A 24,672-nucleotide genomic window follows, 5' to 3' on the forward strand; every position below is an offset into this window, starting at 1 on the left:
GTGGGTCTTCTAAATCTGCATATGAAATGCTTATTTTCGAAAACAGGCGTACGGGGTCCGCCGCGGTGCGGACTTGTGTTCGAGATCCCTGTCGGGCTCAGGTTATGCGGGTCGGCCGTCGGTGCGAACCGGCCATTCGGCCCCCGCCGTCAGGGCCTTACGGCCCCGGTCGATCCGCCCGAAATGCCGAGCAGGAGCGGCCCCGTCGGCGCTGCGACCAGGTCGTTCACCGTCAGCGGGTCCAGCGAGGCGAAGAAGGCCTCCTGGGCCCGGCGCAGCGCGCCGCGCAGGACGCAGGCGCCGCGCAGCGGGCACGGGACGGTGCCGTCGCAGTCGACGACGTCGCCGGCTCCCTCCAGTTCGCGGATCAGCCCGCCCACCGAGGCCGCGCGTCCGGTGGCGGTCAGGCCGAGCCCGCCGCCGCGCCCGCGCCGGGCCTCGACCAGGCCGAGGTGCTGCAGCTTGGCGACCACTTTGGCCGTGTGGGTGTAGGGGACCTCCATGGTCGCCGCGACCTCGCGGGTGGTGGGGAGGTCCGTCTCCTCGACGGCCAGGCGCATCAGGACGCGCAGCGCCAGGTCGGTGAATCGGGTCAGCCGCATGGGTCCACCGTAGAAAACTTGCATCCTCTATGCAAATTTAAACCCCGTCGTCGTCCGCAGTGGCCGAAACGGATGGGGCGAGCGGTCTCCCGGTGAGGAGTTGAGCTCTAGAGAGTGCCCAGTCCCGGACGGAGTAGTCCCACCCTTTTGTGTAATGGTCTCACCACGGTCCGTACTGGAAGGCTTCCGTCCCGCAGATCCATGGAGTGATCGAAAGGGAAATACATGTCGGTCCAGGCAGGTTCCGAATCCGAGCCCCAGGCACCGCAGCGCAGTCTGGGGACATCGGCCGCGCGGAACTTGGCAACCACCACGAAGTCCGCGCCGCAGATGCAGGAGATCACCTCCAGGTGGCTCCTGAAGATGCTGCCGTGGGTGTCCGTCCAGGGTGGTACGTACCGGGTCAACCGCCGCCTGAGCTACTCGGTCGGCAACGGCATCGTGGAATTCATCAAGACCGGCACACAGGTGCAGGTGATCCCGGCAGAGCTCGGCGAGCTCCCGCTCCTGCGCGACTACGAAGACCTCGACGTGCTCACCGAACTTGCCGCGCGCTGCCACCAGATCGACTTCGAGGCCGGCCAGGAGCTCACCTCCTTCGGCAGCCCCGCCGACAAGGTGTTCCTGCTCGCCCACGGCCGCATCGACCAGGTCGGCACCGGCCCCTACGGCGGCGACGCCGTCCTGCAGACCGTGGCCGACGGCGCCTTCTTCGGCGAGGACTCCCTCGTCAACGAGGAGTCCATCTGGGAGTACACCGCCCGCGCCGCCACCGCCGGCACCGCGCTCGTCCTCTCCCGCCAGGACTTCCAGCTCCTCGCCGACCGGGTCGAATCGCTGCGCGCGCACGTGGACTCCGTACAGTCCCTGCCCGAGCAGCGCACCAACAAGTACGGCGAGGCCGCGATCGACCTCTCCGCCGGCCACCACGGCGAGGCCGTGCTCCCCGGCACCTTCGTGGACTACGAGGCCCGCCCGCGCGAGTACGAGCTCTCCATTGCACAAACGGTCCTGCGCGTGCACACCCGTGTCGCCGACCTGTACAACCAGCCGATGAACCAGACCGAGCAGCAGTTGCGGCTCACGGTCGAGGCGCTGCGCGAGCGCCAGGAGCACGAGATGCTCAACAACCGCGACTTCGGCCTGCTGCACAACGCCGACTACGACCAGCGCATCCAGCCGCACGACGGCGCGCCCAGCCCGGACGACATGGACCAGCTGCTCTCCATGCGGCGCGGCTCCAAGATGTTCCTCGCGCACCCCAAGGCCATCGCCGCCTTCGGCCGCGAGTGCAACAAGCGGGGCCTGTACCCGGAGTCGATCGACATCGGCGGACACCGGGTGCCGACCTGGCGCGGGGTGCCGATCTTCCCGTCCAACAAGATCCCGATCAGCGACGCCCGTACGACCTCCATCCTGTGCATGCGCACCGGCGAGGACGAGTCCGGGGTGATCGGCCTGCACCAGCCCGGGATCCCGGACGAGATCGAGGCGAGCACCTCCGTGCGGTTCATGGGGATCAGCGAGCAGGCGATCATCTCGTACCTGGTCACCACCTACTTCTCCGCCGCGGTGCTGGTGCCGGACGCACTCGGCGTCCTGGAGAACGTCGAGATCGCACGCTGGCGCTGATGGTGTCGGCCACCGAGACGGTCACCACCGGCGAGGGGCAGGAAGCCGCCTTCCTGCTCGAACGGACACGAGCGACGGTCAATCCCGAACTGCGCCGCACTGTGGAGAGCCTGCCGGGCTCGATGCGGCGCGTGGCGATGTACCACTTCGGCTGGGAGCGGGAGGACGGCACCCCGGCCACGGGCAACGCCGGCAAGGCGATCCGGCCCGCCCTGGTGCTCGCCTCGGCCCAGGCCCTGCACGGCGCGGGGGGCCGGGCAGGGGAGGCGGCGGGGCCCGTGGCGCCGGTGCGGCCGGCGGTGGCCGTGGAGCTGGCGCACAACTTCACGCTGCTGCACGACGACGTCATCGACAAGGACGTCCGACGGCGCGGCCGCCCCACCGCCTGGACGGTCTTCGGGATACCGGACGCCATCATCACGGGCGACGCCATGATGGCGCTCGCACTGAGACTGCTCGCCGAGGACCCGCACCCGGCCTCGGCTCAGGCCTCGTCCCGGCTCGCGGCCTGCGTGGTCGAGCTGTGCGCCGGACAGCAGGCCGACTGCGCCTTCGAGCGGCAGTCGCACGTCCCGCTCGACGCGTGCCTGACCATGGCCATGGCCAAGACCGGGGCCCTACTGGGCTGCGCGTGTGCGCTCGGCGCCCTGTACGCGGGGGCCGGGCCGGACGAGGTCGACGCCATGGACGCCTTCGGGCGGGAGGCCGGGCTTGCCTTCCAGCTCATCGACGACCTGATCGGCATCTGGGGGGACCCCGGTCACACCGGGAAGCCCGCGGGAGCCGATCTGCTCGCCCGCAAGAAGTCCCTCCCGGTCGTGGCCGCCCTCACCTCGGGCACCGCGGCGGGGGAGGAACTGGCAGCGCTGTACGCGGGTCCCATGACCGGGGACGACGTGCGCAGGGCCGCCGACGCGGTGGAGCGGGCCGGTGGGCGGGACTGGGCGCAGGCCCACGCCGCCGACCGGATGGGGCGGGCCGTGCAGCAGCTGTCGCGGGCGGTCGCGGACCTCGGGGCCGCTGGCGGGCTGCTGGCGCTCGCGGAGTTCGTGACCCGGCGGACGCTGTGACCGGGCGGACCCTGTAACCGGGCGGGGCGTGACCCGGCGGGGCTCGTGATCCCGGCCGGCGCGCATGCCCCGTAGGCCTCCTGGGGGAAGGCGCAAGCCCTGTTCCGGCATCTCATGGTGCCGGAACGGGGCTTTCCGGGTTTCTCGGCCCAACTCTAGGATCGCTGGCGGACGTTGAAACGCGAGTGAGGGGTTGGTCCCGTGGTGCTGGAGATACGTCGGGCGGATCGGTCGGACCGCGATGTGGTGGCGCGGCTGCTGGACGAGGCGTTCCGCGAGGACCCGGTGAGCAGCTGGGTGTTCCCGGACCCCGGACACCGGGCGGCGGTGCACGGGAAGTTCCTCGGCGTCTTCGTCGACGTCGCGCTGGCCGAGGGCCGGATCGACTACGCCGTGGACGGCTCGGCGGCGGCGCTGTGGCTGCGGATCCCGGCCGGGGAGCCGGAGGGCGAGGACGAGGTCCCGGCGAAGATGCGGGCGGCGGCCGATCCGGACAACGAGCGGTGCGAGCTGGTCGGCCGGCTGACGGGCGAGGTGCACCCGACGGCCGAGGAGCACGAGTACCTGCTGATGATCGCGGTCGCGCCGGACCGGCAGGGGGAGGGGCTGGGTACGCGGCTGATGGCGCCGGTGCTGGAGCGGTGCGACCGCGAGGGCGTGCCGGCGTACCTGGAGGCCAGCAGCGAGCGGAGCAAGGGGCTCTACGAGCGGCTCGGCTGGGAGTTCACGGGCACGGCCGTGCAGCTGCCGGACGGTCCGCCGATGTGGCCGATGTGGCGCAAGCCGCAGGGATCCCTTGCCGTAATCACTTCGCCTGAAGTACTTTGATCGACGTGCCTTGATAGGGCGCACTGTCGAACGGAAGAGAATCGCTTGCGCAAGCTCACGTACTTCATCGCCACGACCGTCGACGGGTTCATCGGAGCCCCCGACGGGGACGGCGAGTTCTTCTACGCGCACCTGGACACCGAGTTCATCGACCACCTGAAGGCCGAGTACCCGGAGACGATCGCGACCCAGGTGCGCGCCCGCCTCGGCCTCGCCGACACCCCGTCCAAGCGGTTCGATACGGTCCTGATGGGCCGGGGAACCTACGAGCCGGGCCTCAAGGCGGGCGTGACCAGTCCCTACGGTCACCTGCGCGAGCAGTACGTGATCTCGCGCTCCCTCGCCCGGACGCCCGACCCGGCCGTCCGGCTGATCAGCGGGGACATCGCCGCGCGGGTGCGGGAGATGAAGGCCGAGGACGGGCTCGGGATCTGGCTCTGCGGCGGGGCGGACCTCGCCACCCAGCTGATCGACGAGATCGACGAGTACGTCATCAAGACCTACCCGGTCCTCGCGGGCACCGGCATGCCGATGTCGCGGGCGGGCTTCGGGGTCCGCCCGCTGGAGCTGACCGGCGCCACGGTCCTCGGCGGCGGCCAGGTCGTCACCTCGTACGTCGTCAAGCGCTGAGCCCGCCGGATCCGCGGCCCCGCCGGATCCACGACCCCGCCGAATCCGTGCAGGGGGCCTACCGTGGAGGTATGGCCGGTGAACAGCAGCAGCACGCGCACGAAACGGTCGCCCCGCGGGCCGGACACGAGCAGCAGACGTGCCCGGCCTGCGGAAGCCCCGTCGACACGATGGTCAGGCGGCGCAAGGCGCTCGGGATCTTCATCCCCGAGTGGGTGCCGGGTTCCTGCCGGAACCCGGACTGCGCGCAGTACGTACCCGGGGAGGGCTGACCCTCCCCGGGCTCAGCGCTCGGTGGTCAGCCCTTCGAGTCCAGGCCCGCGGCGTTCGAGCCGACGAGGCCGTTGGCCCAGAGCTGGTTGACGCGCGAGCGCTCGGCGGCGTTCGGGTTGGTGTTCTGGCAGGAGGTGCCGGGGCCGCCGCCCGACATCAGCTCGCTGCACGGGCCGGAGTAGTGGTCCGGCAGGCCGAGCACGTGGCCGGTCTCGTGCGCGGTCACGCGGGTGGAGTTGTACTGCTGGTTCTGGCTGTAGTCGAGGAAGATGTAGCCCCGGCCGTGGCCGTCCGTGCTCGCGTAGGAACCGCGCGAGTCGTTGCCCTCGTAGTAGGCGAAGTTCCCGCCCGAGGACACCTCCTGCAGCTTCACGTTGGCGACCGAGCCGTTCCAGATCTGCGTGGAGCGGGATATCTGGCTGCGGAAGCTGGGCGCGTTGCGGGTGTTGTAGGTGACGGTGACCGCCTGCAGGCCCGGGTTGGCGGCCCGCTGCTCGGACACCGAACGCTGGACCGCCGAAGAAGGCGCGGTTGGCGGCCTGGTTCTCCTGCGAACGCTCGTACGCGGCGTACGTGGCCGGGCTGCCGGTCGGGGCGGCTGCGCTCGCGCTGGGGACGACACCGCCGAGGGCGGCGGCCACGCCGAGGCCGAGGGCGGTGGCGGACATGATGGTCTTGCGGGAATGACGCATGTGGGGGACTCCTGCTTCATCCGGTGCGGTGGGGGGTGTTCGGTACCGGAGTCTGCGGGAGCGGAAGTGGCCGGCGGATGATGTCAGACCCCGATAGCGCCGGGCTATCGGGAGGTTTTCGGCAAGCCGACTCCCTTGAGAATGGCGGGATTCGGTGGGATACCAGTGGCTGGTGCGGTCTGCCGCGACCGGCCTACTCTCGGGGCATGGAGCTTGAGGTCAGGCACCTGCGCGCCCTGTGCGCCATCGCCGACGCCGGCAGCCTGCACAAGGCCGCCCGGCAGCTCGGCGTGAGCCAGCCCTCGCTGACGACCCAGCTCCGGCGCATCGAACGCGCCCTGGACGGCGAGCTGTTCCTGCGCGAACGCACCGGCTGCCGGCCGACTCCCTTCGGGCGCACGGTACTCGGCCGGGCCCGGCCCCTCCTCGCCGAAATGGCCGCCCTGGTCGCGGAGGCCCGCGCGCTGTCCCGGGGGCCGCGGCTGCGGATCGGCTCCACGGCCAGCCGCGCCCTGCCCGGCTGGCTGCGCCGCCTCCACCGGCGGCTGCCCGACACGGAGACGGACCTGGTCGTCGACGTCTCCGCCAACGCGCTGCTGCGGATGACGGCTTCGGGCCGGCTCGACGTGGCGTTCGTGCACGAGGTGGAGGGCAGCCCGCTGCTGGTCCCGGCCGGGCTGGAACTGCGCGTGCTCATGGAGCGGGAGCCGCAGTTCGTGTCCATGTCCCGGAACCATCCGGCGGCGGCGCGGCCGGTGGTGGAGTTACGGGACCTTGCCGCCGACCGGTGGACCGTGGACCCCTCCGTGGACGGCGAATGGGACGGCCTGCGCCGGGTGTTCGCGGACGCCGGACTGGACCCGCCGCTGCTGCACGCCGACTACCACACGGCCACTTCGCTGATCGTCTCGGGCGAGGCCGTCGCCCCCTGCCAGCCCACGTCCGGGCCGCGCGAGGACATGGCGATCCGGCCGCTCTCGGGCGACCCGCTCGCCGTACGCCTCCTCCTGGCGACCCGGCCGGGGGCGCACGCGCAGGCCTGCGCCGAGGTGTACGAGGACCTGCGCGCGGCCTACCGCGAAGCGGCGCTCGGGATCCCGCCGTACCGGGCCTGGCTCCACCGGCACGCGAGCCCGCTGCTGGCGGCGTAGACCGGGATCCGGAGGGCCGGGCGTCCGGGCGGCGGGTTCAGCGGCGGCCGCGCAGCCGGGCGCGGTCGTAGGCCAGGGAGCCCGCGCCGTGGGCGACCAGGAGGGCGCCCGCGGCCAGCCAGCCGGGGTCGCGGCGGCGGGCCGCCCAGAGCATCAGGGGTGCGCCCGTGGTCAACTGGGCCGCACCCGCGAGGCGGAGCCGGGGGCCGCGCAGCAGGCGGCCGAGGGGGCCCTCCTCGACCACCGCGAGCTCCGCCCGCATCGCGTCGCGCCAGCCGGACCACTCCACCGGCTCCGAACCGGGCGCGACCCGGGCCGCTTCGCGCAGCCGGTCGGCCGGTTCGCCCGGGGCCAGGCCGGCGGGCAGTGCCAGCCCCGCGCGGGCCAGCAGGGCGATGACCCCCAGGAGCCGGGCGGGGCCGTCGGCCGCCTCGTCGGGGCGGGTGAGGCGTTCCAGCTCCTCCAGGTCCAGGACCGGATCCAGCCCGAGCCGCGCCGCCAGCACCCGCATGGCGTCGTCGTCGGGCCGGGGATCGCCGTGGGGACGGCCCGCCGCGTCCCACTCGTAGGCCGCGGACCGCCGGAATCCCGAGGACAGGACGAATCCGGTCCGGCCGTCCGCCCACCACAGGCTCAGCACCGGCCAGTTGGTTCCCATCGCCACCGCCGAACCCCATCCCGAGAGGACCTCGGCCACGGATTCCTCGCCCTCCAGCCAGGGCTTGCCCTCGGGGACCAGCGCCGTCCAGCCGCCGGCCGGAGCGAGCAGCAGGCGTTCGCGCAGCATGTGCGCGGCGGGGCGGACGGCGAGCGGCTCGGCGCGGCAGAGCAGCAGTCCGCCGGCCGTGGTCTTGGAGATCGGCATGCCCACACGCTAAGCCAAATCGCCCCAAAACGATGATTTTGGATCTTCCTGACGCGCTTGACTTACCGCAACCGCGATATATCGTGTTAGCCAGAAGACGCGATATGTTGCGTGCTTCGGAGCGAAGCCAGCCCATCAGTCGTGCACGTACGCCGAGGAGGATCAGCACCATGGCAGAGGCAGCGCAGAAGACGTGGTCGGTAGCCGAACCGCAGAAGCTCACCTTCGAGGAGCCGGTCGCCGAAGTCCGCGTCCGCGTGGTCGGCGGCACCGTCAACGTCGTCGCGGCCGAGGAGGGCCCGGCCCGCCTGGAGGTGGCCGAGGTCGACGGACCGCCCCTGCACGTGGTGCAGGAGGGCGGCATCCTCACCGTTTCCTACGAGGACCTCCCCTGGAACGGCTCCCAGGGCTTCAAGCAGTGGTTCGAGGGTAAGCCGTGGAAGGCCTGGTCCTCCTCCGGCACCGGCCGCAAGGCCTGGGAGCGCAGCGCCACGGTGACCCTCACGGTCCCGGCCGCGACCCGCGTCCAGGTGGCCACCGTCGGCGCCACCGCCTTCGTCTCCGGCATCGCCGGCGCCACCGACATCCACGGGGTCTCCGGCGACGCCACGCTCGTCGGCCTGTCCGGCAAGGTCAAGGCGAACACCGTCTCCGGCAGCGTCGAGGCCCAGTCCGTGACCGGCGAGCTCGGCTTCCACACGGTCTCCGGCGGCCTGACGGTCGTGGACGGCGCCGGCGGCAACGTACGGGCCGACTCGGTCAGCGGCGACATGCTCATCGACCTGGCCCTCGAGGACCGCACCGGCCGGAGCCCGGTCGACATCACCCTCACCTCCGTCTCCGGGCAGGTGGCCATCCGCCTCCCGCACCCGGCCGACGCCCGCGTCGAGGCCAACACCGCCACCGGCGGCGTCTCCAACGCCTTCGACGACCTGCGCGTCTCCGGCCAGCTGGGCGCCAAGCGGATCACCGGCACCCTGGGCGCCGGTACCGGCACCCTGCGCGCCACCACCGTCTCCGGTTCCATCGCGCTGCTGCGGCGCCCGGCCGCCCCGGCCGCCCCCCTCGCGCTCGACAAGAAGGTGCTCTGACATGCCGCCCGTCTTCGCCCACGGCCGCCTCCGCCTCTACCTCCTCAAGCTGCTCGACGAGGCCCCGCGCCACGGGTACGAGGTGATCCGGCTGCTGGAGGAGCGTTTCCAGGGGCTCTACGCGCCCTCCGCGGGCACGGTGTACCCGCGCCTGGCCAAGCTGGAGGCCGAGGGGCTGGTCACGTACGCCACCGAAGGCGGGCGCAAGGTGTACTCGATCACCGAGGCGGGCCGCGCCGAACTGGCCGACCGCGTCGGCGAACTGGCCGACCTGGAGCTGGAGATCCGTGACTCCGTCTCCGAACTGGCCGCCGAGATCCGCGCCGACGTGAGCGGTGCCGCGGGCGACCTGCGGCGCGAGATGCGGGCCGCGGCCAACGCGTCGGCCGCGCAGGTGGAGGACGAGTCCTGGAAGGTCGCCAAGGAGGAGTTCCGCAAGGCGAAGGCGGAGTGGAAGGAGCAGGCGCGCCGGGCGAAGGACGAGAGCCGCCGGGCCCGCGAGGAGGCCCAGCAGGCCCGCCGCCAGGCCAAGGAGGCGCAGGACCGGGCCCGCGAGGAGGTCCAGCGGATCGCCGGCCAGCTGCAGGAGCAGTTCGCGAAGTCCGGCGGGGTCCTGGGCTCCCTGGCGGGAGCCTGGCTCGGCGGCTCCACCCAGGGCGCCCCGGGCACCGCCGATGGTCCCGCCGCCTCGGCCGCATCGGCCCCGGCCTCGGGGGCCGACTGGGCGCGGGACGTACCCGCGACCGGTGATGCGGCCCGCGACCTGGACCGGCTGCTGGACCGCTTCCGCGACGACATCCGCGACGCCGCCCGTGACCACGGGGTCTCCCCGGCCCAGCTGGCCGAAGCCCGAGCCGACCTCGCGGCCGCCGCAGCCCGGATCGCGGCGGTCCTCCGGGGCGGTGCGTAAGCCCTCCGGGGTGGTGTGTAGGTCCGGCTGAGCGGCGCTGCCGGGCTTGAACGGCGGGCTTGAGCGGCCGTCAGGCTGCCAGGCCCGCCTCGGCCGTGGCGTAGGTGACTCCATGGTCGGCAAGGACCTCGGCGGGGGTTCCGGGCCGGGACAGGAGGGACAGGAGCAGGTGGAGGGTGGAGATGTGGCGGTCCTTGCGCCCCAGGGCGATGCGCAGGGACTGCTCCAGGACCTTCTTGGCTCCCGGGGCGAACCGGGTGCGCCGCCCGCCGCGCTTGCCGGGGGCAGGGGCCGGGGGAGCCGACAGGGCGCCCTCGCCGTGGGTTTCCTCGATGCGGGAGACGATCTCGGTGAGGTCGATGCCGAGACCGGCCAGCGCCTCATCGTCCGCCTTGGACATGCCGCCCCGGCGGCGGGCCGCCGCGAGGCCGGCGGTCACGGAGGCCCGGTCGACGCCCAGGGGGTCGAGCGCGCCCTGGGCGAGGAGCGCGAGCAGCATGTGCTCCTCGGTGACCAGGGCGGCCCCGGCCCGCTCGGCCTCGGCGACCGCGCCCGTCACGGTGGTGCGGGCGTCCTTTGTGAACCGTTCGAACATCAGAGCCTCCCGTGCTTCTTGTGTACGGCCTGTCGGCTGACGCCCAGCTCGGCCGCGATGTCCTGCCAGGACCAGCCCTGCGCGCGGGCACTGCGTACCTGGACGGCCTCCAGCTGCTCCAGCAGCCTCCGGAGGGCGGCCACGGCGCGCAGGCCCACACGCGGGTCACGGTCACCGGCCCGTTCGGCGAGATCGGTGGCTTCGGTCATGGGTGTCAATGTAGGTTGACGCGCGGGAGGCTGTCAACCTACATTGACGTCGGCGGGCGGCGGGCGACGCGCGTTGGGTGGCTACACCGTGAGCACGATCTTGCCGAACAGGTCCCCGGACTCCAGCTTCTCGAAGCCCTCGCGGGCCCGGTCCAGCGGCAGGGTCTCGTCGATCACCGGGCGGACCCCGGTCGCCGCGCAGAAGGACAGCAGGTCCTCCAGCTCGTCCTTGGATCCCATCGTCGAGCCGACCACCTTGAGCTCCAGGAAGAAGATCCGGGTCAGCTCGGCGTGTGCCGGGCGGTCGCCGCTCGTGGCGCCCGAGATCACCAGGGTGCCGCCGGGCCTCAGGGACTTGATCGAGTGCGACCAGGTGGCGGCGCCGACCGTCTCGATGACGGCGTCGACCCGCTGGGGGAGCCGCGCACCCGGCTCGTAGGCCTCGACGGCGCCCAGCTCCACGGCCCGCTTGCGCTTGGCCTCGTCCCGGCTGGTCGCGAAGACCCGTAGCCCGGCGGCCTTGCCGAGGGCGATCGCGGCGGTGGCGACGCCGCCGCCCGCGCCCTGGACCAGTACCGAATCCCCGGGGCGGACACCGGCGTTGGTGAAGAGCATGCGGTAGGCGGTGAGCCAGGCGGTGGGCAGGCAGGCGGCCTGTTCGAAGGAGAGCTCGGGGGGCTTGCGCAGGACGTTCCAGGCGGGGACGGTGACCTGCTCGGCGAAGGTCCCCTGGTAGCGCTCCGTCAGGATCGAGCGGGGCTCGTCGGGGCCGACCCCGTGGCCGCTCTGGCCGATGACGGAGTGCAGGACGACCTCGTTGCCGTCCTGGTCGATCCCGGCGGCGTCGCAGCCGAGGATCATGGGGAGCTTGTCCCCGGAGAGGCCGACCCCGCGCAGCGACCACAGGTCGTGGTGGTTGAGGGAGGCGGCCTTGACGTTCACGGTCACCCAGCCGGGGCGGGCCCCTGGCGCCGGGCGCTCGCCCAGCTCAAGGCCGCTCAGCGGCTGGTCACGGTCGATTCGGGCGGCGTAGGCAGCGAACATGCCGCGACGCTACCGCTGGGTAGGCTCCGGGCTCCAGCCTTTGCGTCAACGCGGTGGTGAGGGCTTCGTCGCACCGGACGGGTGGCGGTGGGCCGGTGGGCGGCCGGATGGGCCCGCCGCGGGGCTGTCCCTGCGGGGGCTGTCCCCTACCCGCCCTTCGCCCGTTCCCTGGGGCGGAGCCCCAGAAGGGGTCCGGGTGGAGCAGGCCCCCCCGGGATGGCAGCAGGGCCCGGCCGGAATGGTTCCGGCCGGGCCCTGCTTTCGTACAGCCAGCGCAGCGTTACAGGCGGGCCACGCCGTCGGCCTTCGCCGCCGCGGCGACCGCGGCCGTGACGGCCTGGGCGACGCGCTCGTCGAACGGCGACGGGATCACGTACTCGGCGGTGAGCTCGTCGTCCGCGACGACGCCGGCGATGGCGTCGGCGGCGGCGATCTTCATGTTCTCCGTGATCCGGGAGGCCCGGACCTTGAAGGCACCCGCGAAGATGCCCGGGAACGCCAGCACGTTGTTGATCTGGTTCGGGAAGTCCGAGCGGCCCGTGGCCACGACCGCCGCGTACTTGTGCGCGACGTCGGGGTGGACCTCCGGGTTCGGGTTGGCCATGGCGAAGACGAAGCAGTCCTTCGCCATCGTCGCCACTGCGGCCTCGGGGACCGTACCGCCGGAGACGCCGATGAAGACGTCGGCGCCCACGAGGGCGTCCTCGAGGGAACCGGTCTGGCCCGTCTTGTTCGTCAGGCCGGCGATCTCCGCCTTGACGTCCGTCAGATCGGAGCGGTCGGCGGAGACGACGCCCTTGCGGTCGGTGACACAGACGTCGCCGATGCCCGCGTCCACGAGGATCTTGGCGATGGCGATGCCCGCCGCGCCCGCGCCCGAGATGACGGCACGCAGGTCGCCGAGGGTGCGACCGGTGAGCTTCGCCGCGTTGCGCATGGCGGCCAGCGTCACGATGGCCGTGCCGTGCTGGTCGTCGTGGAAGATCGGGATGTCCAGGGCTTCCTGGAGACGCCGCTCGATCTCGAAGCAACGCGGGGCGGAGATGTCCTCCAGGTTCACGCCGCCGAAGGACGGCGCCAGGCGGATCACGGTCTCGATGATCTCGTCCGTGTCCTTGGTGGCGAGCGCGATCGGAACCGCGTCCACTCCACCGAACTGCTTGAAGAGAATTGCCTTGCCCTCCATCACGGGGAGGGAGGCTTCCGGCCCGATGTCACCGAGTCCGAGCACGGCCGTACCGTCGGTGACGACGGCGACCACGTTGGACTTCCAGGTGTACTCGTTCACCAGGTCGGGCTGCTCGGCAATGGCGCTGCAGACCTTCGCAACGCCGGGCGTGTACGCCAGGGACAGGTCGTCCTTGTTGTGGACCGGCACGGTGGCCACGATGGCCATCTTGCCGCCCCGGTGCAGCGCGAACACCGCATCGGGGTTGTTGTCCGTCACGCTGTCGCTGCGAGGATTGACGATCTCCGCTGCCACTGTCTTGACCCCTTAAGTCTTTGAATCGTTGAGGGTGACCACTCCTTGTTAAGGGGTGGGCGGGCACCGCGTCCGTACTCCGCGTCAACGGTTGGCCCGTCTCCGCGAAGGGGAGGTTCGTACGCGCGGGCGCGCCGCACGCGCGCCCTGAGCCCCGGATGAGGGGTGTAAGGATCTGTTGTACCCGAAGAACACTCACCCAGACGAGTCGATTCCCCCTCGACCATAGGTTGCTTGCCCTGGTTTTGGCGAAAAGTCCAAACCTTGGCGTCCGATAGGCGAGACACACCGCAAAAACGACGGCGAAAGTGCCTGGTCGCAGCGGTTAATCCGGCCTCGAGGGCCCATATCCGCAGGGCTGTTGGGCACCGGGGGGTGTCCGTTATCCGATTTTGACCTGACGGGCACCCTGAATGTCTCAGTCCGAATGGCAAGATGCCGTAATCACACAAGGTCGCGACACTCGATGGTGCGTGCCCGACCGCTCTCGGATGCGTTTTTCCCCACTGCCGGAGGAATCAGCTCATGACCGCAAGCACCACCCGTCGTACGACCGCCGCCCGGTCCCGGATCGCCGCGGTCGGCGCCATCGCGGTCGCCGGCGCCCTGATCCTCACTGGCTGTGGCGACCAGACGAAGAAGAACGACGGCGGCGGCTCGAAGACCAACAGCGCCCCGCTCTTCTCCGCCCTGCCGAAGAAGATCCAGGACGCGGGCGTCATCAAGGTCGGCACGGACGCGGCCTACGCCCCGATGGAGTTCACCGAGGGCGGCAAGATCGTCGGCGTCGACCCCGACATCGCCGAGGCGCTGGGCAAGCAGCTCGGTGTGAAGTTCGAGTTCACCGCGGGTGCCTTCGACGGCCTGATCACCTCGATCTACACCGGCCGCCAGGACGCGATCATGTCCTCGGTCACCGACAACGAGAAGCGCCAGAAGGGCCTGGACGACTCGGGCAAGCAGATCGGCAAGGGGATCGACTTCGTCGACTACTTCTCCTCCGGCGTCTCGCTCCTCGTCAAGAAGGGCAACCCCCAGGCCATCAAGTCCATGGACGACCTGTGCGGCAAGACCGTCGCCGTCCAGCGCGGCACGATCTACGAGGACACCTTCAAGGCGCAGGCCACGAAGTGCGGTGACAAGAAGCTCACCATCGAGGCCTTCGACACCGACGCCGAGGCCCAGACCCGCGTCAAGGCCGGCGGCGCCGTGGCCGACCTGAACGACTTCCCGGTCGCCGCGTACATCGCGAAGACCTCGGGCGGCGGCAACGACTTCGAGGTCGGCGGCGCGCAGAGCGACGTCGGTCTCTTCGGCATCGGCGTCAGCAAGGAGAACACCCAGCTGCGCGACGCCCTGAAGCAGGCGCTCGACGCGATCATCAAGGACGGCTCCTACGCCAAGGTCCTGGAGAAGTGGAACGTCAAGGACAGCGCGGTCACCTCCGCCACGGTCAACGCAGGCAAGTGACCCGAGGAGACATCCGGGCCCTCGCGGCCCGGTGTTCCCCGGTCCTGAGTTCCACTGAAGGGCAGTCATCGTGACTGACAAGATCGACAAGGGTCCGGCCGACACCTCGCCGGCCGGGCCCGGCGCCTCGGGAACCCCGTACGAGGCCATCAAGGCAATCCCGGTCCGGCACTACGGCCGCTGGATCAGCGGTGTGGTGGTCGTCGGACTGCTCACCTGGCTCGTCTACGCGTTCTCACAGGGCAACATCATCTGGAAGACGGTCGGAGACAAGCTCTTCGACCCCTCCATCATCAGCGGTCTCGGCAACACCGTGATCATCAGCGTCTCGGCCATGGCGCTGGGTCTGGTGCTCGGCATCGTCTTCGCGGTGATGAGGCTCTCCAAGAACCCGGTGACCAACTCCGTCGCCTGGCTCTACATCTGGTTCTTCCGCGGCACCCCGGTCTACGTGCAGCTGCTGGTGTGGTTCAACCTCTCGCTGATCTTCCAGTACATCGACCTCGGGCCGATCTACAAGCAAGAGACCGTCGTCCTCATGACCCCCTTCATGGTCGCCCTGCTGGGCCTCGGCCTGAACGAGGGCGCGTACATGGCGGAGATCGTGCGTGCGGGCATCCAGTCCGTGGACGAGGGCCAGGCCGAGGCGTCGCACGCGCTGGGCATGACCCAGACGCAGACCATGCGCCGGGTGATCCTCCCGCAGGCGATGCGCGTGATCATCCCGCCGTCGGGCAACGAGTTCATCAACATGCTGAAGACCTCGTCCCTGGTGTCCGCGGTCCAGTACACGGAGCTGCTGCGAGCCTCCTCGAACATCGGGTCCACGGCCGGCGCCATCATGGAGATGCTGTTCGTGGCCTCCATCTGGTACCTGGCCCTGACCAGCGTGTTCAGCGTCGGCCAGTACTACCTGGAACGCCGCTACGCGCGCGGTTCGCTGCGCTCCCTGCCGCCCACGCCGCTCCAGCGGCTGAAGGCCAACCTGAACATGTTCCGCCGTACGGAGGTGGCGAAGTGACCGCCCAGCCGATGGTCAAGGCCGAGGCCGTCCACAAGTCGTACGGCCCCGCCCACATCCTCCGCGGCATCGATCTCGAAGTCGCCCCGCGCGAGGTGTTCTGCCTGGTCGGCCCGTCCGGCTCCGGCAAGTCCACCTTCCTGCGCTGCATCAACCACCTGGAGCGGATCAACTCCGGGCGGCTCTCGGTGGACGGCCAGCTGGTGGGCTACCGCCAGAAGGGCGACAAGCTCTACGAGCTGAAGGACAGCGAGGTCGCGGCCCAGCGCCGGGACATCGGCATGGTCTTCCAGCGGTTCAACCTGTTCCCGCACATGACGGCCATCGAGAACGTCATGGAAGCCCCGGTCATGGTCAAGGGCGAGAGCAAGGCGGTCGCGCGGGCGCGCGCCGTCAAGCTGCTCGACCGGGTCGGCCTCGGCGGCAAGGCCGGGAACTACCCCACCCAGCTCTCCGGCGGCCAGCAGCAGCGCGTGGCCATCGCCCGCGCGCTGGCCATGGAGCCGAAGCTGATGCTCTTCGACGAGCCCACCTCGGCGCTCGACCCGGAGCTCGTCGGCGACGTCCTGGACGTCATGCGGGACCTGGCCGAGTCGGGCATGACCATGATCGTGGTCACCCACGAGATGGGCTTCGCCCGCGAGGTCGGCGACAACCTCGTCTTCATGGACGGCGGCGTGGTGGTCGAATCCGGCCACCCGCGCGAGGTCCTGGGCAACCCGCAGCACGACCGGACGAAGGCGTTCCTGTCCAAGGTGCTGTAGCCGGCGCGCTGCGGCCGGTGAGTGCGTGACCGAGGGGCGGTACGGGATATCCGTACCGCCCCTCGGCCGTGCCGCCCGCCGGGAGCTACTTCAGGGCCAGCACCAGCCCGTCCGAGGGCGAGCGCCAGACGGTACGGGCCTCCGCGAACCCGGCGCCGCGCAGCGTGGCCGCGTGCCAGGCCTCGGGCGGGGTGTCGCCGTCGGCGTGCTCGCCGTAGATCTCGAACCGGGCCTTCGTCGGCTCGGCGAGCGCCGGGTCGGCGGCCGCCAGCTCCCACCACTCGCGCCAGTCCACGGCGCCGACCGCCTTGGCACGGTCCATCCCGCCGTGCCGGTGGGCGCGCTCGGCGGCGTTGATCCTCGGGGTGGCGGGGTCGGGCATGTGGTCGGCGTTCATGAACACCCCGCCGGTGCGGACCAGGGGCGCGAGCTGCCCGTACAGGGCGGCGAGGTCCGTGCTGGGCAGCCAGTGCAGGGCCGTGGCCGTCAGGACGGCGTCGTAGGAGTCGTGGGGGAGGGCCGCGCGCCAGTCGGGGTCCTTGAGGTCGGCGGTGACGAAGGAGACGCGGGGGTCGTCCGCGAAGTGGCCCCGGGCGATCGTCAACAGCGCGGGGTCGAGATCGACGCCCGTACTGGTGGATTGCGGGAACCTCTTGAGGAGCCGGTCCGTGATACTTCCGGTACCGCACGCCAGGTCCAGTACGCGGGGGGCGGTGCCGACCAGTGCTTCGACCATGTCCAGCATCACCCGGAACCGCTCCTCGCGGTCGGGCATGTACCACTCCTGCTGGCGGTCCCAGCTGTCCTGCCAGGCCTGCCAGTCGGGCGAAGCCGTATCGGAGTGTGCCCTGTCGGAGCGTGCCGTATCGGAACGTGCTGTGTCCGCCACGAAATCCTCCATGCGTAATACCCTCGTACCTATCTCAGCCGTTACCGAGACACTAATCCGCAGCCGTAAGGACTACAAGTGGAACTGGCCCATTACTCGGACTACGCCGTGCGCCTGGTCAACACCGAGGAGCCGGCCCGCAACAAGGACTCGCTGACCTCCGTGGACGCCGTCCGCGCGCTCTTCGGCGCCAGCGTGCAGATGGCGCGCCGCGTCACGGACACGGACATCACCCGCTTCCGCAACGTCCGCGGCCGGCTGCGCAACGTCTTCGAGGCCGCCGACGGCGGGGACCACGTCCTCGCCGTCGACCTGCTGAACTCCCTGCTCATGGAGTTCCCCGTCAGCCCCCAGGTCTCGGGCCACGAGACCCTCGGCGACGACGGCGGTCCCGACTGGCACATCCACCTGGCCGACCACCCCTCCAACGCCTCCGCCGGCTACGCCGCGATCGCGTCCTTCGGGCTGGCCTTCCACCTCACCGAGCACGGTCCGGGCCGGCTCGGCATCTGCCAGGCGGCGCCCTGCCGCAACGCCTACCTGGACACCTCCACCAACCGCTCCCGGCGCTACTGCTCCGACCGGTGCGCCACCCGCGCCAACGTCGCCGCCTACCGGGCCCGCAAGCGGCTGGAGGCCGAGGAGTCCGCCCGCAGCGGGCGCAGCGACGAGGCGGCCCAGGAGAGCCACGCCCTCAGCGAGCGCTGATCCTCCGACGCGTGCTCCGGCCGCGGGCGGGGCCGGAAGCGCGCCACCGCGGTCGCCAGCACGAGCTCGTCGGGGACCGGCCCGTAGTCGGTGCTGTCGCCCGTCTCGTTGTACGGGTTGTCGCCCAGCACCCACCAGCCGCCCGGCCGCCGCTCCGCCGCCCGTTTGACGACCAGCAGGTCCTGCTGGAACGGGTGGCGCAGCACCACCACGTGGCCGGGCCGCACGGGGGCCCCGTACCGGACCACCACCTGGTCCCCGTTCTCCAGCGTCGGTGCCATCGAAGGCCCCTGGACCGCCACGACGCCGATCTGCCTGAGCGGCGACTTCCACTCCCGCGTCCCCCGGCGCTTGCGCGCGTTCCCCGACATACCCGACCTCCTCGCCCGGCTCGCCGGGTCTCGTCCCACTCCGCATGCTGCCGCACGCGTCCGTACATTCGCTCACCGCCCCGGTGGCGGCCCTGGACTTTTGTCCCAACCGCATGGGGGCGCCCGCGAAAACGTCTCTCTCACGGAGTAATCTCCCCCTTGAGAAGACGATCACGAGGAGGACAAACCCCATGCTTTCCCGCCTGTTCGCCCCCAAGGCGACGGTCTCCGCCCACTGCGATCTGCCGTGCGGCGTGTACGACCCTGCCCAGGCCCGCATCGAGGCCGAGTCCGTCAAGGCCGTGCAGGAGAAGTACCAGGCCAACGACGACGCCGACTTCCGCGCGCGCGCCATCACCATCAAGGAGCAGCGCGCCGAGCTCGCGAAGCACCACGTCTCGGTGCTGTGGAGCGACTACTTCAAGCCGCCGCACTTCGAGAAGTACCCGCAGCTGCACACGCTGGTCAACGACACCCTGAAGGCCCTCTCGGCCGCCAAGGCGTCGAACGACCCGGCGACCGGCGCCAAGGCGCTGGAGCTCATCGCCGAGATCGACCGCATCTTCTGGGAGACCAAGGCCGCCTGATCGCGACCTTGTCCTTCTTGTCCCAGGGACGATGACGAAGGGGCCCGACCGCGTCAGCGGTCGGGCCCCTTCGTCATGGCGCGGGAGCGGCAGGGGCAGCGGGAGCGGTGCTCACGCGTCCTCGTCGTCGTCCTCGTCGTCCAGGCGCGCCAGCCACGTGGCCAGGCGCTCCACCGGGACCTCGAAGTCCGGGTTCAGGTCGACGAAGGTGCGCAGCTGCTCGGCGAGCCACTCGAAGGTGACCTCCTCCTCGCCGCGCCGCTTCTCCAGCTCCTCGATGCCGCGATCGGTGAAGTACAAGTCGGGCTCCGTGCGGTGGTGGGGTGTTTCCCGCCAGGATAATCCGCCCGGGGCCACGGCACGCCCCGGGTCGGACTTGACCGCTTTCCGCCGTTCGCGGAGCTCGTCGCCAGGGCAGGGATGGAGCGTCCACGGCTGGAGGTGAGGCAATGAGGCACCCGGAGCCGACCGACGGGGTGCTGCGGGCGCTCGGGTCCACCGAGCCGTCCGCCGAGGGGACCCTGCTGGTGTGCGGCATACGGCGGGACCGGCGGCTGGAGCTGCTCCGGGAGGTGCGCGAGGCCGTGGCCGGCGCGGAGGCCGCCGAGCACTGGGCCCTGCTCGACGAGGCGGACCGGCACGACCCCGAGGCGGCCTCCGACGTGGTGCAGTACCCGGCCACCGGGGTGTGGGCCGAGGAGACGCTGCGCCGCCTGCGCTCCCCGTACGGGCCACCGGCCGACGTCGGACACCTCGGGGCCCTCGCCGCGGCGGCGGCCCTGCGGGCCGGGATCGGCTTCAAGGTCACCCTGCGGGCCGCGGGCGGCCGCCTCGTCCTGCCCACGCTGGGACTGCTGCGCCCGCCTCGTCCCGGCCCGCTCGCCCTCACCGAGCACTCCTGGGACCCCGGGGACCCGGCGGCGCTGCCCCTGCACGCGCTGCCCGACGGACACACCGCTCTGGACGACCTCGACCCCTACCGGGCCACGGCGGCCGTCCCCGCCGCCCGCCGGCTCACCCCCAGGGGGCACAAGCGCTGGGACACCCAGTGGTCCGGCGCCCTGACCCTGCTGCGCCGCTACGACGCCGCCCGCGCGGAGGAGACCGGCCGGCTGCTGCGCTCCGTCGTCCCGCTGTCCGGCAGCTCCCGGCAGGCCAGGGGGACCCTGCCCGCGGCGCAGGGCTCCGTACTGGCGCGGGCCCAGCCGCCGCCCACGCTGGCCGCGGCCCTGGTCCACGAGGTGCAGCACGGGAAACTGGCCGCGCTGGCCGGGGCGTTCCCCCTGCACACCGCCGATCGCACCGCGCGGTACTGGGCCCCCTGGAGGGTCGATCCGCGGCCGCTGGAGGGGCTTCTGCGGGGCGCGTACGCGCACTTGGCACTGGCGGGGTACTGGCAGCGCGCCGCGCTCTACGGGGCCAGGGGGGCGTGGGCGCAGCACGCGCGGATCCGGGCGCAGGTGGCCGTTGTCCTGCCGGTGCTCGTGGGGTGTCCGGAACTCACTGCCTCCGGGCGGGTGTTCATCGATGCCATGGTGGCGGCCGAGCGGGGCATGGACGGTTTGGCGCCGCCGGGGGGCCGGTATGCGGTGGCCCGCGCGGTGGTGGGGCGGGAGCGGGAGCGCTGGTGCGAGGCGCACCCGAACTTGGCTCCGTTCGCGGGCGGCTGACGGTTGGGTGCCGCTGTGCGGGGCTCGGTCCCCTACCCGCCCTTCCACCGGTCCCTGGGGCTCCGCCCCAGACCCCGCGCCTCAAACGCCGGCGAGGCTGAAATCTGCCGCGGAGCGGACAGCCGGAAGGCCCGGCTCCCCGAGGGGGGCCGGGCCTTCCGGGAGCTTCGAGGCTTAGGCCTCGAAGACCTCGCTCAGCAGGAGCTGCTGCTCCGCCTGGTGGCGCTTCGCGGAGCCCACCGCCGGGGACGAGCCGTGCGGGCGGGAGATGCGCCGCAGGCGCTCGCCGGCCGGGATGTCCGCGCCGACCGCCAGGTCGAGGTGGTCGATCAGGTTGAGGGCGATGAAGGGCCACGCACCCTGGTTCGCCGGCTCTTCCTGGGCCCAGATGTACTTCGCCGCGTTCGGGAACTTGGCGATCTCCTGCTGGAGCTCCGCACCCGGGAGGGGGTAGAGGCGCTCGATGCGGATGATCGCGGTGTCCGTGATGCCGCGCTTCTCACGCTCGGCTTCGAGGTCGTAGTAGACCTTGCCCGCGCAGAACACGACCTTGCGGACCGCGTTCGGGTCGACGGTGGAGTCGCCGATGACCGGACGGAACCCGCCGGTCGTGAACTCCTCGGCCTTCGACGCCGCCGCCTTCAGACGCAGCATCGACTTCGGGGTGAAGACGATGAGCGGCTTGTGGTGCGGGTTGTGGACCTGCCACCGCAGGAGGTGGAAGTAGTTCGACGGGAGCGTCGGCATCGCGACCGTCATGTTGTCCTGCGCGCACATCTGCAGGAAGCGCTCCGGGCGGGCCGAGGAGTGGTCCGGGCCCTGGCCCTCGTAGCCGTGCGGGAGCAGGAGCGTGACGCCGGACGTCTGGCCCCACTTCTGCTCGGCCGAGGAGATGAACTCGTCGACGACGGTCTGCGCGCCGTTGACGAAGTCGCCGAACTGGGCCTCCCAGAGGACCAGCGCGTCCGGGCGGGCCAGCGAGTAGCCGTACTCGAAGCCCATGGCCGCGTACTCGGAGAGCAGCGAGTCGTAGACGTTGTAGCGGGCCTGGTCGTCCGACAGGTAGAGCAGCGGGGTGTAGTCCCCGCCGGTCTCCCGGTCGATGAGGACCGCGTGGCGCTGGCCGAAGGTGCCGCGCCGCGAGTCCTGGCCGGACAGCCGGACCGGGGTGCCCTCCATCAGCAGCGAGCCGAAGGCGAGGGTCTCGCCCATGCCCCAGTCGATGGTGCCCTCGTCGATCATCGCCGCGCGGCGCTGCAGCTGCGGCAGCAGACGCGGGTGGACGGTGACGCCCTCGGGGATGTTGACCTGGGACTCGGCGATCCGCTTGACGACGTCCTGCGAGATCGCGGTGTTCACGGTCACCGGGAAGTCCGCGGCCGGGGCCGGGGCGGCCGGCGCGGCGATCGCGGGCTGCGTGGCGGCCTCGCGGACCTCCGCGAAGACCTTCTCCAGCTGGCCCTGGAAGTCCTGGAGCGCCTGCTCCGCCTCTTCCAGGGTGATGTCGCCGCGACCGATGAGGGACTCGGTGTAGAGCTTGCGCACCGAGCGCTTCTTGTCGATCAGGTCGTACATCAGCGGCTGCGTGAACGCCGGGTTGTCCGACTCGTTGTGCCCGCGGCGGCGGTAGCAGATGAGGTCGATGACCACGTCCTTGTTGAACGCCTGGCGGAACTCGAAGGCCAGGCGCGCGATGCGGACCACGGCCTCCGGGTCGTCGCCGTTCACGTGGAAGATCGGCGCCTCGATCATGCGGGCCACGTCGGTCGCGTACATCGATGAACGCGAGGACTCCGGGGCGGCGGTGAAGCCGACCTGGTTGTTGATGACCACGTGCACGGTGCCACCGGTGCGGTAGCCGCGCAGCTGCGACATGTTCAGCGTCTCGGCGACGACGCCCTGGCCCGCGAAGGCCGCGTCGCCGTGCAGGGCGACGGGCAGGACCGTGAAGTCCGTGCCGCCCTTGTTGATGATGTCCTGCTTGGCGCGGACCACGCCCTCCAGGACCGGGTCCACCGCCTCCAGGTGCGAGGGGTTGGCGACGAGCGAGACCTTGATCTGCTCCCCGTCCAGGCCCGTGAAGGTGCCGTTGGCGCCCAGGTGGTACTTGACGTCGCCGGAGCCGTGCATGGACTTCGGGTCGAGGTTGCCCTCGAACTCGCGGAAGATCTGCGCGTACGACTTGCCGACGATGTTCGCGAGCACGTTCAGACGGCCGCGGTGGGCCATGCCGATCGCGACCTCTTCGAGGCGGGCCTCGGCGGCCGAGTCGATGACGGCGTCGAGCAGCGGGATGACGGACTCGCCGCCCTCCAGGGAGAAGCGCTTCTGGCCGACGTACTTCGTCTGCAGGAAGGTCTCGAAGGCCTCCGCCGCGTTCAGGCGGCGCAGGATCCGCAGCTGCTCCTCGCGCTCCGGCTTGGAGTGCGGGCGCTCGATGCGGTCCTGGATCCAGCGGCGCTGCTTGGGGTCCTGGATGTGCATGAACTCGACGCCGGTGGTGCGGCAGTACGAGTCGCGCAGCACGCCGAGGATGTCGCGCAGCTTCATCATCGACTTGCCGGAGAAGCCGCCGACCGCGAACTCGCGCTCCAGGTCCCACAGGGTGAGGCCGTGCTCGGTGATGTCCAGGTCGGGGTGCTTGCGCTGCTTGTACTCCAGCGGGTCGGTGTCGGCCATGACGTGGCCGCGGACCCGGTAGGAGTGGATCAGCTCGAAGACGCGGGCGGCCTTCGTGACGTCGTCGTCGTGCGAGGCGTCGATGTCCCGGAGCCAGCGGACCGGCTCGTACGGGATGCGCAGCGCCTCGAAGACGTCGTCGTAGAAGCCGCTCTCGCCGAGCAGCATGTTCGCGACGATGCGCAGGAACTCGCCGGAGGCCGCGCCCTGGATGACCCGGTGGTCGTAGGTCGACGTCAGGGTCATGACCTTGGAGATGGCCAGCTTGTTCAGGGTGTCCTGGGAGGTGCCCTGGAACTCGGCCGGGTAGTCCATCGAGCCGACGCCCATGATGACCGACTGTCCGGGCATCAGGCGGGGCACGGAGTGGACGGTGCCCAGGCCGCCGGGGTTGGTCAGCGAGACGGTGACGCCGGTGAAGTCGTCCATCGTCAGCTTGCCGACGCGGGCGCGGCGGACGATGTCCTCGTACGCCTGCCAGAACTCGAAGAAGTTGAGGGTTTCGGCCTTCTTGATGCCGGCGACGACGAGCTGGCGGTCGCCGTTCGGCTTCACCAGGTCGATCGCGAGGCCGAAGTTGATGTGCTCCGGCTTGACCAGGGTCGGCTTGCCGTCCTTCTCAGCGAAGGAGTAGTTCATCGACGGCATGGCCTTGATGGCCTGCACCATCGCGTAGCCGATGAGGTGGGTGAAGGAGATCTTCCCACCGCGGGCGCGCTTGAGGTGGTTGTTGATGACGATGCGGTTGTCGAACAGAAGCTTCACCGGGACGGCGCGGACGGAGGTGGCCGTCGGCACTTCGAGGGAGGCGTTCATGTTCTTGACCACGGCGGCCGCCGGGCCGCGGAGCGTCACCAGTGCGGGGCCGGCAGGGGCCCCAGTGGTGGGCGCGGCCTTCTGGGGGGCTACGGCGGGGGCGGCGGCAGGAGCCGGAGCCTGAGAGGCGGGGGCAGCCGGTGCGGCGGCGGCCGGGGCCTGGGAGGTGACAGTCACAGCAGGGGCACCAGAGGGGGTGGCAGGTACAGGGGCAGGTGCTGACACAGGCGTCGTGGGCGCGGCTGCGGGAGGGGCGGCCGTGGCACTCGCCGCCCCCGTGGCGGCGGCGTCGGAGGCCTGCGGGGTCTGCACGACGGAGGTGGCGGCCTGTGCGGAGGCGCCATCCGTCGTCGGCGTGGACTTCTTCGGCTCTTCGGCCTTCACGGGGGCGATGGCGCCCCCGGGCTTGTAGTCGGCGAAGAAGTCCCACCAGGCCCGGTCGACTGAATTCGGGTCCTGGAGGTACTGCTGATAGATCTCGTCGACGAGCCACTCATTCGCGCCGAAGCCTGGAGCAGGGTTCTTCCCGCCCTCCGATGCTTCGGTCGTGGTGCTCGAGTTACTGGGGGACTGTGGCGACACGGCGGCAACCGCCCTCTTCCGCTTCACAAGGTATGGACAG

General features: G+C 71.0%; 24 protein-coding genes and 1 pseudogene. 14 read left to right on the forward strand and 11 right to left on the reverse strand.

The features are described 5' to 3' along the window. Positions 1–149 precede the first annotated feature (149 nt). A complete protein-coding gene (locus tag AC3IYJ_RS26195) occupies positions 150–602 on the reverse strand; it encodes an Rrf2 family transcriptional regulator (protein ID WP_489397183.1) in 453 nt (150 codons plus the stop codon). 225 nt (positions 603–827) lie between these two features. Between AC3IYJ_RS26195 and AC3IYJ_RS26200 the strand changes: the two genes are divergently transcribed. From AC3IYJ_RS26200 to AC3IYJ_RS26220, 5 genes are all read left to right on the forward strand, one after another. Further along, positions 828–2,234, forward strand: coding sequence for a family 2B encapsulin nanocompartment shell protein (locus AC3IYJ_RS26200; RefSeq protein ID WP_489397184.1), 1,407 nt, complete (start codon positions 828–830; stop codon positions 2,232–2,234). Further along, a complete protein-coding gene (locus tag AC3IYJ_RS26205; protein ID WP_489397185.1) occupies positions 2,234–3,304 on the forward strand; it encodes a family 2 encapsulin nanocompartment cargo protein polyprenyl transferase in 1,071 nt (356 codons plus the stop codon). Before AC3IYJ_RS26200 ends, AC3IYJ_RS26205 begins: the two co-directional genes overlap by 1 nt. 201 nt (positions 3,305–3,505) lie before the next feature. Beyond that, a complete protein-coding gene (locus AC3IYJ_RS26210) occupies positions 3,506–4,132 on the forward strand; it encodes a GNAT family N-acetyltransferase (protein WP_489397186.1) in 627 nt (208 codons plus the stop codon). A 45-nt stretch (positions 4,133–4,177) separates the two neighbouring features. After that, entirely contained in the window at positions 4,178–4,762 is a 585-nt protein-coding gene (locus AC3IYJ_RS26215) for a dihydrofolate reductase family protein (RefSeq protein WP_489397187.1), read from the forward strand. Between the two features lie 71 nt (positions 4,763–4,833). Then, positions 4,834–5,034 (forward strand): hypothetical protein, encoded by a 201-nt coding sequence (locus tag AC3IYJ_RS26220; RefSeq protein ID WP_489397188.1) that lies wholly within the window; start codon positions 4,834–4,836, stop codon positions 5,032–5,034. A gap of 26 nt (positions 5,035–5,060) precedes the next feature. Here the strand turns inward: AC3IYJ_RS26220 and snpA are convergent. Continuing rightward, a pseudogene (gene snpA / locus AC3IYJ_RS26225) lies at positions 5,061–5,727 on the reverse strand (snapalysin). Positions 5,728–5,933: 206 nt separating this feature from the next. Here snpA and AC3IYJ_RS26230 point away from each other — a divergent pair. Continuing rightward, complete coding sequence (locus AC3IYJ_RS26230) at positions 5,934–6,878, forward strand: LysR family transcriptional regulator (protein ID WP_489397189.1); 945 nt, start codon at positions 5,934–5,936, stop codon at positions 6,876–6,878. A gap of 37 nt (positions 6,879–6,915) precedes the next feature. On the opposite strand, the gene AC3IYJ_RS26235 is transcribed toward AC3IYJ_RS26230, so the two are convergent. After that, entirely contained in the window at positions 6,916–7,743 is an 828-nt protein-coding gene (locus AC3IYJ_RS26235; protein ID WP_489397190.1) for a hypothetical protein, read from the reverse strand. A gap of 170 nt (positions 7,744–7,913) precedes the next feature. Here AC3IYJ_RS26235 and AC3IYJ_RS26240 point away from each other — a divergent pair, with 170 nt between their 5' ends. Next, positions 7,914–8,834, forward strand: a complete 921-nt coding sequence (locus tag AC3IYJ_RS26240) for a DUF4097 family beta strand repeat-containing protein (protein WP_489397191.1) — start codon at positions 7,914–7,916, stop codon at positions 8,832–8,834. Between the two features lies 1 nt (position 8,835). After that, positions 8,836–9,744 carry a PadR family transcriptional regulator gene (locus AC3IYJ_RS26245; RefSeq protein ID WP_489397192.1) on the forward strand — a complete coding sequence of 303 codons (909 nt, stop codon included), beginning with the start codon at positions 8,836–8,838 and terminating at the stop codon, positions 9,742–9,744. Positions 9,745–9,814: 70 nt separating this feature from the next. On the opposite strand, the gene AC3IYJ_RS26250 is transcribed toward AC3IYJ_RS26245, so the two are convergent. From AC3IYJ_RS26250 to AC3IYJ_RS26265, 4 genes are all read right to left on the reverse strand, one after another. Beyond that, positions 9,815–10,339, reverse strand: coding sequence for a Clp protease N-terminal domain-containing protein (locus AC3IYJ_RS26250; RefSeq protein WP_489397193.1), 525 nt, complete (start codon positions 10,337–10,339; stop codon positions 9,815–9,817). Further along, entirely contained in the window at positions 10,339–10,548 is a 210-nt protein-coding gene (locus tag AC3IYJ_RS26255) for a helix-turn-helix domain-containing protein (protein WP_215015209.1), read from the reverse strand. The genes AC3IYJ_RS26250 and AC3IYJ_RS26255 overlap by 1 nt, the downstream gene beginning before the upstream one ends. Before the next feature lie 81 nt (positions 10,549–10,629). Then, a complete protein-coding gene (locus AC3IYJ_RS26260; protein ID WP_489397194.1) occupies positions 10,630–11,592 on the reverse strand; it encodes a zinc-binding dehydrogenase in 963 nt (320 codons plus the stop codon). Positions 11,593–11,872: 280 nt separating this feature from the next. After that, positions 11,873–13,075: an NAD(P)-dependent malic enzyme gene (locus AC3IYJ_RS26265; RefSeq protein ID WP_489397195.1), complete on the reverse strand. Its 1,203-nt coding sequence runs from the start codon at positions 13,073–13,075 to the stop codon at positions 11,873–11,875. 525 nt (positions 13,076–13,600) lie between these two features. Between AC3IYJ_RS26265 and AC3IYJ_RS26270 the strand changes: the two genes are divergently transcribed. The 3 genes from AC3IYJ_RS26270 to AC3IYJ_RS26280 all read left to right on the forward strand — a co-directional run bounded on the left by AC3IYJ_RS26270 (position 13,601) and on the right by AC3IYJ_RS26280 (position 16,330). Continuing rightward, positions 13,601–14,545, forward strand: a complete 945-nt coding sequence (locus tag AC3IYJ_RS26270; protein ID WP_489397196.1) for an ABC transporter substrate-binding protein — start codon at positions 13,601–13,603, stop codon at positions 14,543–14,545. Between the two features lie 70 nt (positions 14,546–14,615). Continuing rightward, a complete protein-coding gene (locus AC3IYJ_RS26275; RefSeq protein ID WP_489397197.1) occupies positions 14,616–15,566 on the forward strand; it encodes an amino acid ABC transporter permease in 951 nt (316 codons plus the stop codon). Positions 15,567–15,577: 11 nt separating this feature from the next. After that, positions 15,578–16,330, forward strand: a complete 753-nt coding sequence (locus AC3IYJ_RS26280; RefSeq protein ID WP_489402934.1) for an amino acid ABC transporter ATP-binding protein — start codon at positions 15,578–15,580, stop codon at positions 16,328–16,330. An 85-nt stretch (positions 16,331–16,415) separates the two neighbouring features. On the opposite strand, the gene AC3IYJ_RS26285 is transcribed toward AC3IYJ_RS26280, so the two are convergent. Further along, positions 16,416–17,105 (reverse strand): methyltransferase domain-containing protein, encoded by a 690-nt coding sequence (locus AC3IYJ_RS26285; RefSeq protein WP_489402935.1) that lies wholly within the window; start codon positions 17,103–17,105, stop codon positions 16,416–16,418. A 192-nt stretch (positions 17,106–17,297) separates the two neighbouring features. On the opposite strand from AC3IYJ_RS26285, the gene AC3IYJ_RS26290 reads away from it, so the two are divergent. Further along, the gene (locus AC3IYJ_RS26290) at positions 17,298–17,927 is read left to right on the forward strand and encodes a CGNR zinc finger domain-containing protein (protein ID WP_489397198.1); all 630 of its coding nucleotides are present in this window, start codon (positions 17,298–17,300) and stop codon (positions 17,925–17,927) included. Here AC3IYJ_RS26290 and sodX read toward each other — a convergent pair. Beyond that, positions 17,831–18,298, reverse strand: coding sequence for a nickel-type superoxide dismutase maturation protease (gene sodX, locus AC3IYJ_RS26295; protein WP_489397199.1), 468 nt, complete (start codon positions 18,296–18,298; stop codon positions 17,831–17,833). The two genes, AC3IYJ_RS26290 and sodX, sit on opposite strands and share 97 nt — an antisense overlap. 191 nt (positions 18,299–18,489) lie before the next feature. On the opposite strand from sodX, the gene sodN reads away from it, so the two are divergent. Beyond that, positions 18,490–18,885 carry a superoxide dismutase, Ni gene (gene sodN, locus AC3IYJ_RS26300; protein WP_489397200.1) on the forward strand — a complete coding sequence of 132 codons (396 nt, stop codon included), beginning with the start codon at positions 18,490–18,492 and terminating at the stop codon, positions 18,883–18,885. Positions 18,886–18,996: 111 nt separating this feature from the next. Here sodN and AC3IYJ_RS26305 read toward each other — a convergent pair whose 3' ends face one another. Beyond that, complete coding sequence (locus AC3IYJ_RS26305; protein ID WP_030386011.1) at positions 18,997–19,185, reverse strand: DUF6104 family protein; 189 nt, start codon at positions 19,183–19,185, stop codon at positions 18,997–18,999. A gap of 149 nt (positions 19,186–19,334) precedes the next feature. On the opposite strand from AC3IYJ_RS26305, the gene AC3IYJ_RS26310 reads away from it, so the two are divergent. Further along, positions 19,335–20,555, forward strand: a complete 1,221-nt coding sequence (locus tag AC3IYJ_RS26310) for an aKG-HExxH-type peptide beta-hydroxylase (RefSeq protein ID WP_489397201.1) — start codon at positions 19,335–19,337, stop codon at positions 20,553–20,555. Between the two features lie 174 nt (positions 20,556–20,729). Here the strand turns inward: AC3IYJ_RS26310 and AC3IYJ_RS26315 are convergent, their stop codons facing one another. Continuing rightward, on the reverse strand, positions 20,730–24,632 hold the full coding sequence (locus AC3IYJ_RS26315) for a multifunctional oxoglutarate decarboxylase/oxoglutarate dehydrogenase thiamine pyrophosphate-binding subunit/dihydrolipoyllysine-residue succinyltransferase subunit (protein ID WP_489397202.1): 3,903 nt from the start codon (positions 24,630–24,632) through the stop codon (positions 20,730–20,732). Positions 24,633–24,672 lie beyond the last annotated feature (40 nt).

The organism is Streptomyces sp. GL_140, from assembly GCF_057834465.1.